Source organism: Arthrobacter sp. D3-18 (assembly GCF_054408525.1).
Genome location: NZ_CP096439.1, coordinates 16,808 through 33,671 on the forward strand (window position 1 = coordinate 16,808; position 16,864 = coordinate 33,671).

Here is a 16,864-nt window from a genome sequence, read left to right on the forward strand (position 1 = left end):
TTTGTTATTCGCATATTCAAACGGTGATATTCAGCTTTTCCGTCGGCAATTAAGTGGGCCGCGGCCATGCTGTCGAGGGATTTGAGATGTCAAGGTCCGTGCCGTTCTCATCTGCATCGAGCGGGTCAGTGCTCGATGCAGGTTTTCTATGCTGTCCGGATCAGTTTTATTGGAAGTGCAGGAAGTCTCGCCCTGACCCTGAAGTCGGATGTCACGGGGCGGCATTCACCGTTCCCGGCTGGCCGGCGGCCCTCCATGACAATCACAGTGGCGAGGGCTGGGACGCTGCGATTTCGTTGGAGAGATCTTTGTCACGGCAGTCGGCGTTGAGACGGTCACTGCCGCCTTATCACGCACCGTCTCCAGGGAATGGGCCCGGGACCGGAGAGCTATGTAGTCTCCCTTGTAGAAGAGTAGGGGCTCTGCATCGGCACGGGCGCTCAGGGCGCGGACTGCGGCCACAACGATGGTGTGGTCGCCGCCGTCGTACTCCTGCTGAAGTTCGCAGTCCACCCACGCCAGGGCATGGTCCAGGATTGGGCTTCCAAGAGGCGAGGGTGAGTGGTTGACTCCGGCAAATTTGTCCGTGTCCGAGCGCCCAAACTGGACCGCCAGGTGCTGGTGTTCAGCGGGCAAAATATTGACGGTGAATCGGCCCGCTTTGCGCAGCAGGGGCCAAGTCTTGGAGGTGCGCGCGGGGCTGAACGACACCAGCGCCGGTTCCAGTGAGAGGGAAGAAAACGACTGGCAGGTCCAGCCCATCAGCCCGTCCTCCGTTGACGCGGTGATTACGGTCAGGCCAGTGGCGAAGTGCCCCATTATGTGGCGCAGCCGTCGAGGAGTCAGGTCAGCATTGTCTGTCATAGGTGTCCTTTCAAGGTGGTGCCCTAAATCAACCAGCCTGGGGATTGAGTCCTCAGTCCGCAGAAACTTGCCAGTCCCTTGCGCAAACACGGGGACCACGGACTGAAGCACGGCGTGAAAAGGACCCAGTGCTAGGCTTTGCACTCCGGCTGATTTCCCCCGTCACAAGGGGTCCGGTGCCTTTTGTTGCCGTGACCTCGTTCCGGTCCTGCTCAGGAGAGAAATTGAGAAGCTTGATGCCGGGGACGACGACAGAGGCTGCACCTGGAATGGAGCATGCTGCCGGGCTCATCAGAAAGGTGGCCCCGAGCGCCGCGACGGCTGGTGGAGGGTCGTGGCTCTGCGCGTTTGCGCGTAAGAGCTATTCCTCGGCGTCATCATTCCATTTGCCCACGGCACTTTTGCTGAGCCACCCGAAGAAGACGAACAGAGCAATGCCTAGAAGTGCGGCGGTGAGGATTGCGGTAAACAGCTCCACTGATTGCAGGCGGGCTTGGTAATTCGAGATCAGGGCCCCGAGCCCCGGCTCACCCCGTCGGAAGAAGAAGTCGCCAACGATCGAGCCCACGACGGCGAGCCCAGCGGAGATGCGCATGCCTGCGAAGATCGCGGGGAGCGCGGCGGGGAATTCCAGCTTGAGCAATACGGTCAACCGGCTCGCCTTCTGAAGCGCGAATAGCTCGCGTTGACCCTTGTCGACGGACTGCAGCCCGAAGAGGGTGTTGGAGACCATGGGGAACAGCGCGATTAACACGCACACGATGATCCGTGCCGGATAATCGAAGCCAAACCAGAACCCAATCAGGGGTACGAGCGCCAGGATCGGCGTGCATTGGAGCGCAACGGCGTACGGGAATGTTGAGCGCTCGACCCATCGAGCCTGACTCATGACCACGGCCCACCCGACGCCGATGGCCACCGCGATAGTGAGACCGATGAAGGCGACGAGGGTGGTTCGCCCCAGTCCTGTCATTAGTTCCCCGAATGTAGCGGGTTCGAGGAATCCATTCGCCAGGATCCGGTGTGGTGGAGGCAAAAGGAATTGCCTTTCCGGGCTGAGGACGAGAAGGGAGATGACATACCACAACGCCAACAGCACAAGCCCGATAAGCGTAGGCGGCATCCACCTCTTTACGCGGCCGTCGGAAGTGCGCACGTTGGCGGGGCGTATGAGCTTGCCGTTCTCGGGGGGTGCGGACGGGGCAGTAATCATTAGCGGTGTCCTTCTCGGAGAGCTTGTGAGACCTCGCCGCACAGATGGGCGAACTCGGAGGTGAAACGGATGTCGGGATCCCGGGGGTAGGGGAAATCTACGGCAAACTCGCCAACGATTGCACCGGGGCGGCCCGACATCACGATGACCCTTGAGGAGAGGTAGACCGCTTCTGCGACGGAATGTGTGATGAACAGCCCGGCGAACTGGCGTTCGGCAAACAGCCGGATCAGCTCGTCATTCAGTCGCTCGCGGGTAATCTCGTCGAGCGCGCCGAAGGGCTCATCAAACAGGAACAGCTCGGGGTTGAGAGTGAGCGACCGAGCAAGGGAAACCCGCATCCGCATTCCTCCGGAGAGCGTGCGCGGAAGGTGATCCTCGAAGCCGGACAATCCGACGAGATCGATCGCGGATTGTGCCTGTGCGACTCGCTCCGCCCCCGATGTTCCATTGAGCTCGGCGAGGAGTTGAACATTGGCGAGCACGTTCCGCCATGGCAGCAGCGTGGCGTCCTGGAAGACGTAGCCGATACGGGACGTCCCGATGTGCACTTGACCGTTCGTTGCCGGGGTAAGACCCGAGGCGATGCGCAGCAGTGTGGATTTGCCACATCCGGACGGTCCGACCACGGAGACGAATTCGCCCCGGGCAATGTGCAGGTCAATTCCTGCCAGTGCTCGCGTTCCGTTCGGGAAGGTGACTGAGACACCCTCGAAATCGAGCACGTGCTCGGTCTTTATCGAAGCAGCAGGTGGTGCTATGGCAATGCTCATAGATTCTCCTTAGGACAGGGTAAAGGGGCGAGAACAGGGCTGGAGCGCGTCCTGGTGGTGGAGGAAGCGCCGCCGGGCCTAAAGCTCAGTCGAGGATTGCGGAGGGACGCCATCGCAGCACCCCTCCGCAAGAAATGGGGAGTTCATGGTGCTGCGATGGCGCGGTCCACGAAGGCGGTGGTGAAAAGATCGGTCCCGTGGAGGTTCGCGGGCAGTTCAGTTCCTTGGCCTGCGATGATCGGGGTGAGTTCGTCGACAAAGCGTTGGACGCGGTCCATGTCGTATCCCCCGATCGTGCCGTTCTCGTTGGTGATCAACCCTTCGCCGGCCAACAACTTCGCGCTGTAGGTGGCCTTCCCGATCGTGTACGGCGAGTACGTCTCGTCCGTGGCGACGATATCGACGATCCGCTGGTTGGTCGCGGCAGGGTCTGTGATGTAGTCAGCTGATGCCTGCTGGATGATCGGCACGAGGCGCTCGAGGCAGGGGGTCATTTCTTCCAAGCGGTCCGACCGCACGGTCACGTTCGAGGCGTAGACTTCGTATCCCACATCGCGGAGCAATTGATACCCGACGCGGCGATCCCAAGCCGGTGTGTCGTGTTCGTAGGTATACGGCTCGGAGTTGGCGAAGCCCTGCTGGATGATGGCCGGATCGCTGACAAAACGGGCAGGGTTACCGTCGTAGCTAGAGTCGATTTGATCTTTTGCAAGGTATCCCTTGGCGACCATCCAGGCGGGAAAGATCTGGTCCCTGGAAACCACGACCGGAGCGTCGGTGGTGGCGATGTCAGTGATAGAGAAATCGTCGCCGTGGGTCTTTGGATCCCACATCAGCATCGCTGGGCTGTAGGTCAGAAGTGGAGTAAGTCCGACGACAGGCTGGACCTTTGCGGCGGCGATCAATTGGTCGGAGTGCACCAGTCCCAAGTCGATGTCGTCGTCGGCGTACATCTGTGAGGTGACGGGCTGGAATCCGATTGCCGGCCCTCCGGCGAGAAGTGTGAGGTCGATGCCGGTGTCCGCACCGCTGGCTACGAGAGATCCCGTTACGGACTTGCGTGAGGGGTCGGTGCTGTAGTCGTCGCCCAGCAGTTCGAACATCGCGCCCATGTCGGACTGAGGCTGCCATTGCAGTTGAACGGTGAGTTCGCTCTCACACACTTCCGTCAGCGCGAGATCGCCCGTCGCAACGGGAAGAGCGGCGACGGGCGTGGGGGAACCGGGCGCCGTGGACGGAGAAGTGCAGGCGGCGAGCGTGAGGCAGGCGGCTGCACTACCTATGAGAAGAGTCATGCGTCGGGACATCGTGAGGTCTCTCTTTGAACGGTCATTTGGGTGTGAGCGAGTTGTTGTTCGTTTCAGCATGTGCCATACGTTGAATGCATCTCAAGGGCCGCGATTACATGTAACAAAGTGTTTACACGCACGATATCGACGCGATTGCATGCATCGTTCACTCTGGAAGTACCGCCCAGGCGAGTCGCGTCCCGGGGCAACCTGGCCACTGGTAGTGGCAACGAAAGCGAGGAAAGTTATGAACACCGACAAGCAGTACGACCTCACCGAACTGAACAAAGAGGCGCGGATGGGGGAGCGCGGCGTCGAACGATACGACGTCGAGGTACCCAAAATCGATCTCACCGATTTTGAGAACCGGCGCGAGGAAATCACCGAGCAACTCTGGCGGGCGGCAACCGAGATCGGATTCTTCCAGTTGATCAACCACCCCATTCCACAGGAGATGGTCGATGAGGCCTTCGCCCGATCGGCCCAGTTCTTCGACATGCCGCGGGAGAGTAAGGAGCGTCTGCCGCTGGTGAAAGCAGACAACGCCGGATGGGAGCACACGAGTCAAACGCGTCCGTCCGTGCGAACGCCGGATCAAAAGGAGTCTTATCAGGTGACGCGTCCACATATGGATGGTTTGTGGCCGGACGAGCAGCAGTTACCTGGGTTTCGCGACTTCATCCTCGATTTCGAGGCCAAATGCTGGTCGCTGGCGATGCAGATCCTCTCGTGCTTCGGTGACCGACTCGGGTTCGACAGGGATTTCTTCGCCCGGGCACATGACCCGGAGAGTGAGACTTACCAGTCCACGCTTCGCCTCATCCACTACTACGCACTCCCCGAAGAACTGAAAGGCCGACCGGGAGTGTGGCGCGCGGGTGCGCATACCGATTTCGACTGCTTGACGCTGCTGTTCCAGCGCACTGGGCAGGGCGGCTTGCAGGTATGCCCAGGACGCGACATCGAGGCGCCGGAGTGGACCCCCGTAGAGCCGGCCGACAATGCAATCACCTGCAATATCGGGGACATGCTGATGCGGTGGAGCGACGACCAGCTGCTCTCAAACTTCCATCGCGTGCGAGTGCCCGGAGAAGGCGAGTACACCGGTGCCCGTTACAGCATCCCCTTCTTTGCGCAGGCCAATCGCGAGGTGGTCATCGAACCGCCGAAGGGCACTTATCCTGCTATCCCGGCGCGTGAGTACCTCGATCAGCGGATAGCTGCGAACTACGGGGCAGCGCGTATGTAGAACAGTTGTCTCGATTGGACGAAGGGTGGGCGCACGTGCCACCCTTCGTCCAACTGAACTACTTGAAAGGTGAGGATAATGGTGATGGAGTCCGGCGAAGCAGGTACTCTCCTCAGCGAGTTGGTGTACACGAAGATCGTCGGACAAATCTCCACGGGCGAATTGCTCCCAGGCACGCTGCTGAGCGTGCCAGCCCTAGCAACGCAACTTAATGTGAGCCGGACACCGGTGCGTGATTCCATCGCACGATTGGTTGCCGACGGGCTGGCGGTACACACTCCCAATGCAGGCGCCCGAATCGCGACCCTCACCCAGGAGGATGTCACCCAGGTGATGAATGTACGTGAGTTGCTCGACGGATTGGCCGCCCGGGAGGCGGCAGCGCAGGCCGATCCGGCGGACATTCAAGAGCTACGGAAGTTGCTGCAGCAGCAGCGGGAGCGATTGGCGCTCGAGGCTGACGAAATCCATGACGCACGCGAGGATCTGCTCTTCCACACGGCGGTTCGGAGCCTGGCCCGCAACCGCGTGCTCAGCGCATCGCTCCACCGACTCGACTCACTTGCCCACCTCTACCGATCGGGACTGTGGGCGGACTCAGACAGCCGGGTCATCGCGGTGCACGAGCACACGCTCATAATCGAAGCCATCGAGCGGGGTGACGAGGCAGCAGCAGATGCCGCGGCACGTGCTCACGTGTCGTCCCTCGTGGTACGAATGCGACGTCTGGCGCGCGCGACAAGCGACGTAGGCGCACCCGCCGCGTCTCGCTCACGACGCTAGATCAGAACGTGGCGGTCCGTGCCTGACAGACGAACTCGTACGTCTGCCCACCTAGAGCTCCCTTTTGCTGGCGCTAGTCCTGATCAAGGACCCGAATAGGTGGAACGGTGGCGGGTGTGTTGCAGCGTTTCACTCCAAATGCAGCATCGAAATCGCCGTGCTCAACGCCAGAGCTCGACCCCCACCATCATGGTTTTCTCGCTCCTTCACAAGCGATTCAAGTCCGCTCGCCTGCAGCACATAGCCAAAGAATAAGGATCAATGGAAAAACCACCGAAATGAACCGTCGTTGCCGCAGCACACGCCAGCAGAGGTAGAAAACACCTCGATAACCACAAAACGCGAGTTCTCGCAGATACTTCCACTCCCGTACTTTTAACGCCGATAACAACCCTTCCGTCAACCTGACTGGGGCTCAAGGCAAGCTCCTTCCGGTAGCTCGGATCGTTCACGGATCGGCCAATTCGCCTACTGATAGGACAATGCAGCTGACCTAAGTCCTAAATCGACTGGGACTGCCAGCCGAGGGTGATCATTGACCAGCTGACGGGATCAAGCTCAGCGACGAGCCGTCCGTCGAGGGAGGAGATGCCTTGCAGGGGCCGTGGCAGGACGGTCGAGCTGTCTTGTTCGGTGGCAAACCACAACGGGTCATGATGCGAGTAGGTGAGCGCCTGATCGATTTCCAGACTGCCGAATGCAGACAGGTCCAGGCTTACCTGCAGTCTTTCGACGGTATTGCGGTTCGTGGCCAGGATCGTGACTCGCCCAGTTGTTGGATCGTGCGTGGCCACGGCCGAAATCGAGGGCACTTGTCCATGTTGGGGTGAGGTGAACGATGGCGATTCGACGGCGAGCTGGAGGACCAGGCCTTTGGCGTTGGACGAGGTGAGCGCAAAGGGGTGGAACGTGGTCTGTTTCCATGCTGGGCCCTTGGGGCGGGTCATGATGGGCGCGATGACGTTGACGAGTTGGGCGAGGGAAGCGGCATGGACCCGGTCTGTGTGTTTAAGCAGTGTGATGAGAAGGTCGCCGACAACCACGGCATCTGCCACGGTGTAAAGGTCTTCGAGGAGGGACGGGGCTTCTGGCCATTCGTCGCCTGTCGGGGCGGGGTTCCGCGGCTGGGTTCCGTGCCAGATGTTCCACTCGTCGAATGAGATGTGGACGTCCGTGGCGCTCTTCTTGGCGCTCTTGACGTGGTCGATGTGGGCGACGATGTCGTTGATAAATTGGTCCATGACGTCACCGGCGGCGAGGTGGTCTTCGAGGATGCCGAAGTTCTCAAAGTAGTGATGCGCCGATATGTAGTCCACTTGCTCGTAGGTCTCGTTCAAAACGGTTCGTTCCCATTCACCAAAAGTGGGCATCTTGGACGAGGAACTTCCACAAGCCACGAGGCGAAGTTTGTCTCCGCCGATCATCCGCATGGCCCTTGCGGTTTCTGCGGCGAGCCGAGCGTATTCCTCGGCCGTTTTATGGCCGATTTGCCAGGGCCCGTCCATCTCGTTGCCCAAGCACCAGTAGGTGATGCCATAGGGTTCCTCGAAGCCATTCTTCCTGCGACGGTCCGAAAGTGCTGTCCCGGAGGTGATATTGCAGTACTCGAGGATGTCCAGTGCATCTTGTGTACCACGGGTCCCCAGGTTAACGGCCATCATGGCTTCAACTCCGGCTTTGGCGCACCAGTCCATGAAATCGTCCAAACCCACTTGGTTGGTTTCGGTGGTGTGCCACGCGAGGTCGAGGCGAACGGGCCGTTCGCCCTTGGGTCCGATGCCGTCTTCCCAGCGGTACCCTGAGACAAAGTTCCCACCGGGGTATCTGACGGTGCTCACACCCAATTCCCGGGTCAGTTCGATCACATCGCCCCGCCACCCGGCGTCATCGGCGGTATGGTGGCCGGGCTCGTATATCCCCGTGTAGACGCACCGTCCGAGGTGTTCAATGAACGCTCCGAACATTTCCCGACGTACAGGTCCAACGACGAATGCCGGGTTGGCCGTTATTTTGACCGCAGGGGAGGGTGTTTTCAGGTCCGGCATAGGGTGCTGTCCTTTCGAAGGGTTGCGCGTGTGCCCGATAGGCGCCGCGCTTGAGGTGTCAGCGAGCAGTGTATCGATAAACCGAGCGTTGGCCTAGAGGTCCGAAGGTTTTCGGAAGGGGCTTACCGCCACGGCGGGCGCTCCACTCGGCGTCCGTGCGAGTCATGGAAAGGAAAGATAGCGAAAAACCTTGACGCAAACCACGGGCCATGTAACGATAAATGCATTCCCCGCCAGGCCCATAGGGCTAGTTCTTCGGGATCTCAGTTTATCGATACATCTCTGCCGAATTGGCCGTTTTGTAGCGCGTAGCAAGGAAGGTGCGCAGTATGAAGCCATCAATAGTTAACCGTCGGGGATTCCTCGGCCTTTCCGCGGCAGGCGTTGCCGCTGCCGCTCTTAGCGCATGCACGGTCAATTCCCCGGCCCCTCAGGGAAGCGGCACGTCCGGGACAGGCGGCATCACCATCATGGGCAACGAGGGGGAGATCACCAAGGACGTGATCGCTGCCTGGCAGCAAAAGAACCCTGATGCGCCGATCACCTTTGTCAAGTACGATGAGACCCGGCTGAACGCGATGCTCGCAGCGGGCAGCCCGCCGGATCTGGTCCGCGGCGCGGGAGCCCAGATAACCCCCTACCTGGCCACCCGAAAGATCGCGAAGCCACTGGATGACTACATCGCGAAGAGTTCGCTCTTCAAGTCCTCCGACCTGGAATCCGTCAACGATGTGTGGAAATGGGATGGTACCAGCCAAGGCGCTGGTCAGACCTACGGGCTGACCAAGGACTGGAGTCTGGACATGATGTTCTGGTACAACACGTCCGCCTTCGAGGAAGTGGGTGCCAAAGCGCCCGACAATGCCAATCCGCCCACTTACGACGATTTGCTGGAAATTGCCAAGACGATGACCAAATCGGAGGCCGGTAAGGTAACCCGCTACGGTCTGTTCGCCACGAGTCCGGATGTGGCGGTTCTCCAGGGCATGCTGGCGACATCCGGGGTCTCGTTGTTCAGCGAAGACTTTAAGACAGTTGACTTCAGCACCCCTGAAGCACAGAAGGCCATTCGATGGCTAAGCGATGTAGCAACGGCCAAGGCGGGATATTCGTTGTTGGATCCCAACCCGGATGGCTGGGATTGGCCACCATTCAGCGCTCAGCGCCAAGCCATGGCTGCAGGCGGCTACTGGGTAACGGGCATTGTGGGGCCGGACGCCACCGCTTCCGGCTTTGCCCGGATGTCGCCGGCCCCTATGCTGGGCACTCAGCGTGTCAGTCCGACGACGAGCGCCACCGGACACTGGATTCCGGATAAGGCGAAGAACGCCGATGGCAGCTTTGCTTTCCTTGAGTGGTTCACGGCGGGACAGCCCGCCGTTGACCGGGCCGCGAGCGGAAGCGGCCTCCCGGTCATCAAGAGCCTGCGCTCGAACTTGCCTACCAAGGACGCTTTCCAGAAGGCCGCGCTTGAGACCCAGCAGGCGGAGGACAAATATGCCAAAGTACTGAGCTTTTCCCCGTATGCCACTGTCACTGCCCTGACCGCAGCCGTTTCTGACCTGTTCCCCAAGCTTGTCGAGGGCTCCCTTTCGGCGGGCCAGTTCGCTGACCAAGCCAATGTTAAGTGCAATGCCCTCCTTGACGAGGGCGTCTCCCGCATTGGCGGCTGATGTGCTGGCGACAGTGAACCGCGGCGCGCCGGCCCGGCGAAGCAGACTATTATCACGACGGCGGAGCGCCGCGTTTTACCTTTTCGTTTCCCCTTGGATTCTGGGGACGATCTTCTTGACGTTGTTCCCGCTGGCCTACGCTTTCGGCGTCAGCTTGACCAACTGGGACGGGGTGAGCCCTGGGTTCCGGTGGGTAAGTGGTAAAAACTACTCCGATGTCCTGACTGATCCGGAGACCTGGGCAAGCATGGGGCGCTCCGGACTCCTGGCGGTCGTCGTGGTCCCGTTGACTGTGGCGGGCAGCGTCGGGCTGGCGGTGCTCCTCAACCAGAAAGTGCGTCTCCGCTCATTCTGGCGCACCATGATCTACCTACCAGCCATTTTCCCGCCGGTAGCGGCGGCGCTGAGCTGGAAGCTCCTCTTCGACAGAGACACAGGAGCCATCAACGCCATCCGAGCCTGGTTCGGCCAGGACGCAGTTAACTGGATGACCGGCCAGCAGGTATTTGTGGTGCTCTTGGCAGTCATGCTCTGGGGTATTGGCGGTGGAATGATCATTAACCTGGCAGCCCTGCAGGATGTGTCCCCGGAATTGCTGGAGGCCGCGACACTTGACGGGGCTGGACCTTGGCGCCGTTTCACCTCCGTGACGTTGCCGACCATGTCACCGGTGTTGCTCTTCCAGACTGTCACGGCCACCATTGGCGTCCTGCAAACGTTCGTGCCGGCCTTGCTGCTCTCGCCAGCGTCGGGAGCGGCGGCGATCACCGCGGTACCCGAAGCGAACAGGGTGTTCATGATCGATGTCTATGCCCAGTATTTTGCGTATTCCCGTTACGGATATGCCTCAGCGATGCTTTGGCTGTTCTTCCTCGTAATTCTCTTGGTCACTGTTCTGTTCTTCTGGGCAAGTCGCAAAACGGTCTTTTACGCGGTCGATCCTTCACGTAGGGCAGGTAAGCCATGAGTGTTCCGCAGGTAGAGCTAAGACAAAGCCCGCCCGAGGAACCCGCCAGCGGCACAGCTGCGCGACGTTCGGCGAGTAGGAGGAGGGCTTCCCGGAGGTCCCGGCTGCTGGTCGTGGTGGTGTTGGCCGTCATCACGGCGGTACTGGCATTCCCCGCCTATTGGGTTGCTGCTACGGCGTTTAAATCACCCGAGCAGCTCAACTCTGCGGTGGTGGTACTCTGGCCTGTCCCCGCGCATTTTGAGAATTTCGTGGACGCGGTCACGAGGGTCCCATTCGTGGCGTATGCCGTGAACTCGTTGTTCCTCGCCACCGTCAGCGGTCTCCTGACCACGTTCTCATCAGCCTTGGTAGGGTATGGTTTCGCTCGACTCCACGGCCCCGGCAAAAGGATGCTTTTCGGAGTCCTGATAGCCATGATGATGATGCCTGGCATTATTACGCTCATCCCCACATATCTGCTTTTCTCGCAAGTGGGGCTGGTCGGCAATTACTGGCCGTGGGTGATCTGGGGATTGGCAGGGTCGCCCTACCTGATTTTCCTGTACCGACAGTTCTTCGCAGGGCTGCCCAAAGAACTTGAGGAAGCCGCGATTTTGGATGGCTGCTCGCAACTTGGGATATTCGTCAAGGTCTTCTTGCCCGTTTCGAAACCCATCGTTGTTACTGCATTTGTGATGTCTTTCCTGGCAACCTGGGGCGACTTCATCGCGCCCAACCTTCTGCTGAACCAGAGCAATACTACGCTCGCGGTGGCGCTATCCTCCGGCTACGTCAATGAACGGGGTTTTCCTTTGAACAACCTCATCGCGGCAGGGTCAATCCTTTACGTGATACCAGTGGTTCTGGTGTTCTTCTTCGTCCAGCGCCGCTACACGGAGAATTTCGCCTCCGCCGGAATCAGATAGCACAGGAGAAAGGGCCGCAATGGTCAAAATGTCGGATGTAGCACGCCTAGCCGGAGTTTCAACCATGACGGTGTCGAACGTCGTCAATGGACGCCGTTCAGTCAATACGGAGATCCGCCAGCGTGTCCTTGAGGCCGTGGAAGAGAGCGGGTATGTTATGAACCGCTCAGCAAGGACGCTACGCACCGGAATGACAGGAGTCATTGGGCTCGCTGTTCCAGCCATTGAGAACGCTTACTTCGCCGAACTCGCCAGCCGGGTAGTGGCCCAGGCAGCGGAGCGAGGATACAGCGTAACGGTTGAGCAGACAGGAGCGCACGTTCAGGGGGAAATCGACGCCGTCGCCTTCTCCAGGACGCTTGAATGCGATGGGCTCATCCTCTCGGCTATAGGGATCGGGCCGGAGGAAGCACGCTTGCTCAATCAGTCCATCCCTTTGGTTCTGCTCGGCGAAAAGCACTTCGAGGAGACTGTGGACCACATTGCCATGCCTAACGCTGAGGGGACCAGGGCTGCGACATTGCACCTGGCATCCCAAGGGTGTAAGCGAATCGCGTGGGCAAGCAATCTCCCACAGGAGGGGGAAACCCATAATGTGGTGCTCGACCGTCTTCAGGGCTTCCGTCAGGGACTCGCGGATTCAGGGCTCCAGGAGGATCCCGGTCTGCTGGCACCCTTGGACCAACCCACCATGCATGATGCTGCTGCCGGCATCCGGCAGATGGGGAAAGAAGGCGTTCAGTTTGACGGTGTCGTCGCTGTGACAGATACCGTGGCCTTCGGCGTCATCCGGGGCTTGGCAGATTTGGGGCTTCGAGTTCCCCAGGACGTACGCGTCATCGGCTACGACGACATTGAGCAAGCCAAATTCTCCACGCCGTCCCTCTCCACCATCGCCCCTGACCATGACTGGATGGTCAGTGCAGCACTCAATCTTCTTACCGAACGCATCAAGGACAGTTCCCACCGCGGGCGCGAGCTCGTGGCACCTTTCCGGCTCATCGCCAGAGAGTCAACCAGCTAAAACCAACAGAGAAACATTGGAGAATCCGCACTATGGCATCTGAGTCCCGGCTCGTCGTCAATCTTGACATCGAGGGTCCAACCATAAGCCGTCACCTCTACGGGCATTTCGCCGAGCATTTGGGCCGGTGCATATATGGGGGGTTCTGGGTGGGGGAGGACAGTGAAATCCCGAACACCCGCGGCATCCGAGACGATGTCGTCGCCGCTTTGCGGGAATTGCGCATCCCGAACCTGCGCTGGCCTGGAGGCTGTTTCGCCGACGAATACCACTGGCAGGACGGCATCGGACCCCGGGCGGAACGTCCGCGCGTCGTTAACTCGCATTGGGGCGACGTGGTGGAGGACAATTCCTTCGGTACCCATGAGTTTATGGATTTGTGCGAAATTCTAGGCGCTGAAGCGTACGTCAACGGCAACGTTGGCTCGGGCACGGTCCGGGAGATGAGCGAATGGATCGAGTACCTCACCAGAGCGGACGATTCCCCCATGGCGGCCTTGCGTCGGGCCAACGGGCAGGACGAGCCGTGGAAGGTTCCCTTTTTCGGAGTCGGTAACGAACCGTGGGGCTGTGGTGGTCACATGCGTGCGGAGGCCTACGCCGATCTGGCACGCCAATACAGCACTTACGTCCGCAGCCATAACGGGAACGAGGTCTACCGGATCGCTGCAGGAGCCAACGCCGACGATGTCGCGTGGACAAAGGCTCTTATGGAGGCGCTCCACGACAAGGGAAACGCCAACCGAAAGAGCGCCCCGTACCAAGGCATTTCCCTGCACTACTACACGATGTCGGGTCACTGGGACGCAAAAGGATCGGCAACAGCATTCAGCGAAGATGAGTACTGGAAAACGATCAAAGCTGCCCAACACATTGAGACGCTGCTCTCCGCACACTCAACCATGATGGACGTCTACGACCCGCACAAGGCCGTGGGCCTGATCCTTGACGAATGGGGCACTTGGTGGGATGTGGAGCCCGGCACCAATCCAGGCTTTTTGTACCAGCAGAACACCGTCCGTGACGCACTGGTTGCTGCCATCCACTTCGACTCCTTCCACCACCATGCAGACCGTCTGGTCATGGCGAACATCGCTCAGACGGTCAACGTGCTCCAAGCCATGCTGCTCACCGACCCCGAGACGGGTGCACTCGTCAAGACTCCCACCTTCCATGTCTTCGCCATGAATGCCGGTCACCAGGACGCCACTGCCCTGCACACATATCTTGCCTCAGACACTGCACACGAGCGGGACGGCGAGCAACTGCCGACCCTTACCGCTTCGGCAAGTACCAAAGACGGTCAAGTGCTGATCTCCGTCGCCAACTTGGAATTGGATGGTGAGAAAGAGATCGTCCTCGATCTGCGTGGTGGGCAGCTTGAGGAGGTGACCGCGCTCGTGCTCGGAGGTGATCACGTGGCCGCATGCAACACACCCGAGCACCTCGAAGCCGTCGCACCCCGCCCGCTACAGGTGAAGGAGCGTGAGGACGGCCAATTCGTACTCCGGCTGCCGGCACACTCTTTCGCCACGGTGCACGGCACGATCGCGGGTGCCGCTCCCACGACCGCCCAGACGACCGCCCAGACGACCGTCCAAGCGACCGTGCCCGCCGGCGTTGACTCTTCGCCGGGGAGCAAGCCGTGCCTGAACTGCTGAGCTGAGGCTCCCACCAGGGCCCACACTGAAACGGGGGAGGGCCATCCTGTTCCCAGAACAAACTTCAGAGATGAGATATCAATGAGCGTTGATTTCGGGCCCTTGGCCGCGATCCGCCTTCGGTCAGGGGACTTCGAGCAGGCGCAGCGGGTGAACCTTGAAGCGCTGCTGCGATTGGACACCGAGCGTCTCCTCGTGCCACACCGACGTGAGGCCGGAATCCCTGCTTCAGCCGAGCCCTACGGCGGTTGGGAGGATTCCGGGCTCGGCGGCCACACGGTGGGTCACGTTCTCTCGGCTCTTGCTCTGTCCGTGGCGGCTGGCGCCGACTCACGCGCTAGAGACATGCTGGGGACGTTGATCAGAGGTCTACGCGACGCGCAGCTTGCCCTGACAACGGGCTATCTGGGTGGCGTTCCTGAGGGACAGGAGCTTTGGGAGGAACTAGCCCGGGGAACGGTCGAGGCGACGCCCTTTGATTTGAACGGCCGGTGGGTGCCTTTGTATAACCTGCACAAGACGCTCGCCGGACTGATCGACGTTGCCGAGCAGGTCCCATCTGAGGAAGCCGATGAGCTCCTCGATGACTTGGGGCAGTGGTGGCTGGCGATAGCTTCGCGCCTTGACCAGGAAACCTTGGAAAGAATCCTGGTCACTGAGTTCGGCGGATTCACTGAATCGTTCGCCCGCTTGGCGTTGCTCAGGAAGGACGAACGGTATCTGTACCTGGCCAAACGGTTTGTTCGGCAGGAACTCCTTGAGCGCGTCCTAACGCTGCCCGGTGACGGGCCAGATGATCCACTCGCAGGGATGCATGCCAATACCCAGATTCCCGTTATCGTGGGCTACGCCACCATAGAGCGTGCGGCCCGGGAATTGGGGTGGGACGGCATGGAAACGGCACGCCTCGGTACCGCTGCACGCCTGTTCTTCGAAGATGTGGTGCACCGCAGCAGTGCGCTGGGTGGTCATGGCGTCCGGGAACATTTTCATGGTCGTGATGACTTCACTCCCATGTTCCTCGCCCGCGAGGGGCCCGAAAGCTGTAACACCTACAACATGGTCAAGCTGGCCGCCGCGCTGTATCTGCTCGACGAGGACTCGAAGTACTTGGACTATATAGAACTGGCCCAGTGTGGCCATGTTCTCTCAACCCAGCATCCGGAGCATGGCGGGCTGGTTTACTTCACCTCACACCGGCCGGGCCACTATCGGGTTTACTCGCCCGAACAGGACGGTTTTTGGTGCTGTATGGGATCAGGCTTCGAGGCCCACGCCCGTCATGGCGCACACGCCTATGCAACACGGGGAGACGAGCTCCGCATTGCATGGCTTCTAACGAGTGAAATGACGTGGGCCGAATACGGCGCGGTCATCTCCATCTACTCCGACCTGCCGGAAGCAACCGGTGCGCGCATCCAAATTACCGTCCAACAACCACGGGAATTTACCATCGCCATTCGGATACCCCCGTGGGCGGCGAACGCCGGTGCATTCCTGGCTGACGGTACGCCCATCGACGATGACGGCCAAGGGTGGTGGCGTGTCCGGCGCAGCTGGATCGGCACCCAAACCATCGATGTCTCCTTCGAAGCCACAGTGAATTCGATCCCGGCACCGGACGGCTCTCCTTGGGCTTGGATCCAACGCGGCCCGACTGTGTACGCGCAGGAGATCCCGGATCCGTCCGTGCAGTATCAGGCGACAGCCGCCAGGACAGCCCATATTGCCTCAGGGCAGTTGAGGCCACTGGCGGAGACTCCTGTTCTCATCCCCTCCGCATTGGAAGCAAAGTCTCTGAGCGATGGAACCCTGACCATCAGCACGGCCGACGGCGAGAGGATCGCACTCAAACCCTTGCACCGGATTCACAACGCCCGGTACCGGATCTCCTGGCCAGTGGCAGAGTTCCCCACGCAGGTCCCGGCGGTCCACGCCGCCCTTGAGGAACTCGACCGGGCCTCCACTTCACTGGAAGCCCGCGTGGTAGACGGGGTCATCTTCGGCGAACAACAGCCTGAGCTGGACCACGAAGTGTCCGCCCCGCAGGGGGAGCGTGGCACCACGACGGACGGACGGCAGTGGCTCCGCCCCGCCGGTTCCCTCACTCTTGTGCTGCGCGACTGGACAGTGGTGGCTCAGAGCCTCCGCATCGAATGGCTCCCGGACCATCGCGATATGGCCGTCCGCCTATCCCGAGCCGGGGAAAACGGCGTGGTGGTCCATGCTGATTCCTCCGGAGTTTGGGAGATGCCGTTCGCCACCCACGGCCAAGCGGAAACCCGCCTGGAACTCACACCCGTGGAGGGATACACCATGCCTCGCCTGACCCGGCTCCTGATGCTGACGGATACAGCAGATGGGCCCATTGAGGTCCGTCACGATGAGTAGCGAATCGCATCAATCGTCCCTATG

12 protein-coding genes and 1 pseudogene are annotated in these 16,864 nt (G+C 60.2%); 8 read left to right on the top strand and 5 right to left on the bottom strand.

Translation table 11 applies throughout. The features are described from left to right. Nucleotides 1–360: 360 nt before the first annotated feature. The 4 genes and pseudogenes from M1D89_RS00065 to M1D89_RS00080 all read right to left on the bottom strand — a co-directional run. Nucleotides 361–864: pseudogene (locus M1D89_RS00065) on the bottom strand (flavin reductase family protein); the annotation flags it as partial. A gap of 361 nt (nucleotides 865–1,225) precedes the next feature. Beyond that, nucleotides 1,226–2,077, bottom strand: a complete 852-nt coding sequence (locus M1D89_RS00070; RefSeq protein WP_498643624.1) for an ABC transporter permease — start codon at nucleotides 2,075–2,077, stop codon at nucleotides 1,226–1,228. Continuing rightward, nucleotides 2,077–2,850 carry an ABC transporter ATP-binding protein gene (locus M1D89_RS00075; protein ID WP_498643626.1) on the bottom strand — a complete coding sequence of 258 codons (774 nt, stop codon included), beginning with the start codon at nucleotides 2,848–2,850 and terminating at the stop codon, nucleotides 2,077–2,079. The genes M1D89_RS00070 and M1D89_RS00075 overlap by 1 nt, the downstream gene beginning before the upstream one ends. A 143-nt stretch (nucleotides 2,851–2,993) precedes the next feature. Continuing rightward, nucleotides 2,994–4,145 (bottom strand): hypothetical protein, encoded by a 1,152-nt coding sequence (locus M1D89_RS00080; protein WP_498643628.1) that lies wholly within the window; start codon nucleotides 4,143–4,145, stop codon nucleotides 2,994–2,996. 241 nt (nucleotides 4,146–4,386) lie between these two features. Here M1D89_RS00080 and M1D89_RS00085 point away from each other — a divergent pair, with 241 nt between their 5' ends. Beyond that, nucleotides 4,387–5,388, top strand: coding sequence for an isopenicillin N synthase family dioxygenase (locus tag M1D89_RS00085; RefSeq protein ID WP_498643630.1), 1,002 nt, complete (start codon nucleotides 4,387–4,389; stop codon nucleotides 5,386–5,388). A 78-nt stretch (nucleotides 5,389–5,466) separates the two neighbouring features. After that, the gene (locus M1D89_RS00090; RefSeq protein WP_498643632.1) at nucleotides 5,467–6,171 is read left to right on the top strand and encodes a GntR family transcriptional regulator; all 705 of its coding nucleotides are present in this window, start codon (nucleotides 5,467–5,469) and stop codon (nucleotides 6,169–6,171) included. Nucleotides 6,172–6,671: 500 nt separating this feature from the next. Here the strand turns inward: M1D89_RS00090 and arfA are convergent, their stop codons facing one another. Then, nucleotides 6,672–8,216, bottom strand: a complete 1,545-nt coding sequence (gene arfA / locus M1D89_RS00095) for an arabinosylfuranosidase ArfA (RefSeq protein WP_498643634.1) — start codon at nucleotides 8,214–8,216, stop codon at nucleotides 6,672–6,674. Nucleotides 8,217–8,545: 329 nt separating this feature from the next. On the opposite strand from arfA, the gene M1D89_RS00100 reads away from it, so the two are divergent. From M1D89_RS00100 to M1D89_RS00125, 6 genes are all read left to right on the top strand, one after another. Beyond that, nucleotides 8,546–9,889: a twin-arginine translocation signal domain-containing protein gene (locus M1D89_RS00100; protein ID WP_498643636.1), complete on the top strand. Its 1,344-nt coding sequence runs from the start codon at nucleotides 8,546–8,548 to the stop codon at nucleotides 9,887–9,889. Nucleotides 9,890–10,004: 115 nt separating this feature from the next. After that, nucleotides 10,005–10,856, top strand: a complete 852-nt coding sequence (locus tag M1D89_RS00105) for a carbohydrate ABC transporter permease (RefSeq protein WP_498643638.1) — start codon at nucleotides 10,005–10,007, stop codon at nucleotides 10,854–10,856. A 119-nt stretch (nucleotides 10,857–10,975) separates the two neighbouring features. Further along, nucleotides 10,976–11,764 (top strand): carbohydrate ABC transporter permease, encoded by a 789-nt coding sequence (locus M1D89_RS00110; protein WP_498643939.1) that lies wholly within the window; start codon nucleotides 10,976–10,978, stop codon nucleotides 11,762–11,764. A 19-nt stretch (nucleotides 11,765–11,783) separates the two neighbouring features. Continuing rightward, entirely contained in the window at nucleotides 11,784–12,788 is a 1,005-nt protein-coding gene (locus M1D89_RS00115; protein WP_498643640.1) for a LacI family DNA-binding transcriptional regulator, read from the top strand. 32 nt (nucleotides 12,789–12,820) lie between these two features. After that, a complete protein-coding gene (locus M1D89_RS00120; protein WP_498643642.1) occupies nucleotides 12,821–14,449 on the top strand; it encodes an alpha-N-arabinofuranosidase in 1,629 nt (542 codons plus the stop codon). 81 nt (nucleotides 14,450–14,530) lie between these two features. After that, nucleotides 14,531–16,840 (top strand): beta-L-arabinofuranosidase domain-containing protein, encoded by a 2,310-nt coding sequence (locus M1D89_RS00125; RefSeq protein ID WP_498643644.1) that lies wholly within the window; start codon nucleotides 14,531–14,533, stop codon nucleotides 16,838–16,840. Nucleotides 16,841–16,864: the final 24 nt, after the last annotated feature.

Excerpts from the sequence above, each read along its gene's own strand:
- M1D89_RS00075 (WP_498643626.1), bottom strand. The coding sequence starts at position 2,850 with ATGAGCATTGCCATAGCACCACCTGCTGCTTCGATAAAGACCGAGCAC.
- M1D89_RS00115 (WP_498643640.1), top strand. The coding sequence starts at position 11,784 with ATGGTCAAAATGTCGGATGTAGCACGCCTAGCCGGAGTTTCAACCATG.
- M1D89_RS00125 (WP_498643644.1), top strand. The coding sequence starts at position 14,531 with ATGAGCGTTGATTTCGGGCCCTTGGCCGCGATCCGCCTTCGGTCAGGG.
- M1D89_RS00080 (WP_498643628.1), bottom strand. The coding sequence starts at position 4,145 with ATGACTCTTCTCATAGGTAGTGCAGCCGCCTGCCTCACGCTCGCCGCC.
- M1D89_RS00100 (WP_498643636.1), top strand. The coding sequence starts at position 8,546 with ATGAAGCCATCAATAGTTAACCGTCGGGGATTCCTCGGCCTTTCCGCG.
- M1D89_RS00070 (WP_498643624.1), bottom strand. The coding sequence starts at position 2,077 with ATGATTACTGCCCCGTCCGCACCCCCCGAGAACGGCAAGCTCATACGC.
- M1D89_RS00120 (WP_498643642.1), top strand. The coding sequence starts at position 12,821 with ATGGCATCTGAGTCCCGGCTCGTCGTCAATCTTGACATCGAGGGTCCA.
- arfA (WP_498643634.1), bottom strand. The coding sequence starts at position 8,216 with ATGCCGGACCTGAAAACACCCTCCCCTGCGGTCAAAATAACGGCCAAC.
- M1D89_RS00085 (WP_498643630.1), top strand. The coding sequence starts at position 4,387 with ATGAACACCGACAAGCAGTACGACCTCACCGAACTGAACAAAGAGGCG.
- M1D89_RS00090 (WP_498643632.1), top strand. The coding sequence starts at position 5,467 with ATGGTGATGGAGTCCGGCGAAGCAGGTACTCTCCTCAGCGAGTTGGTG.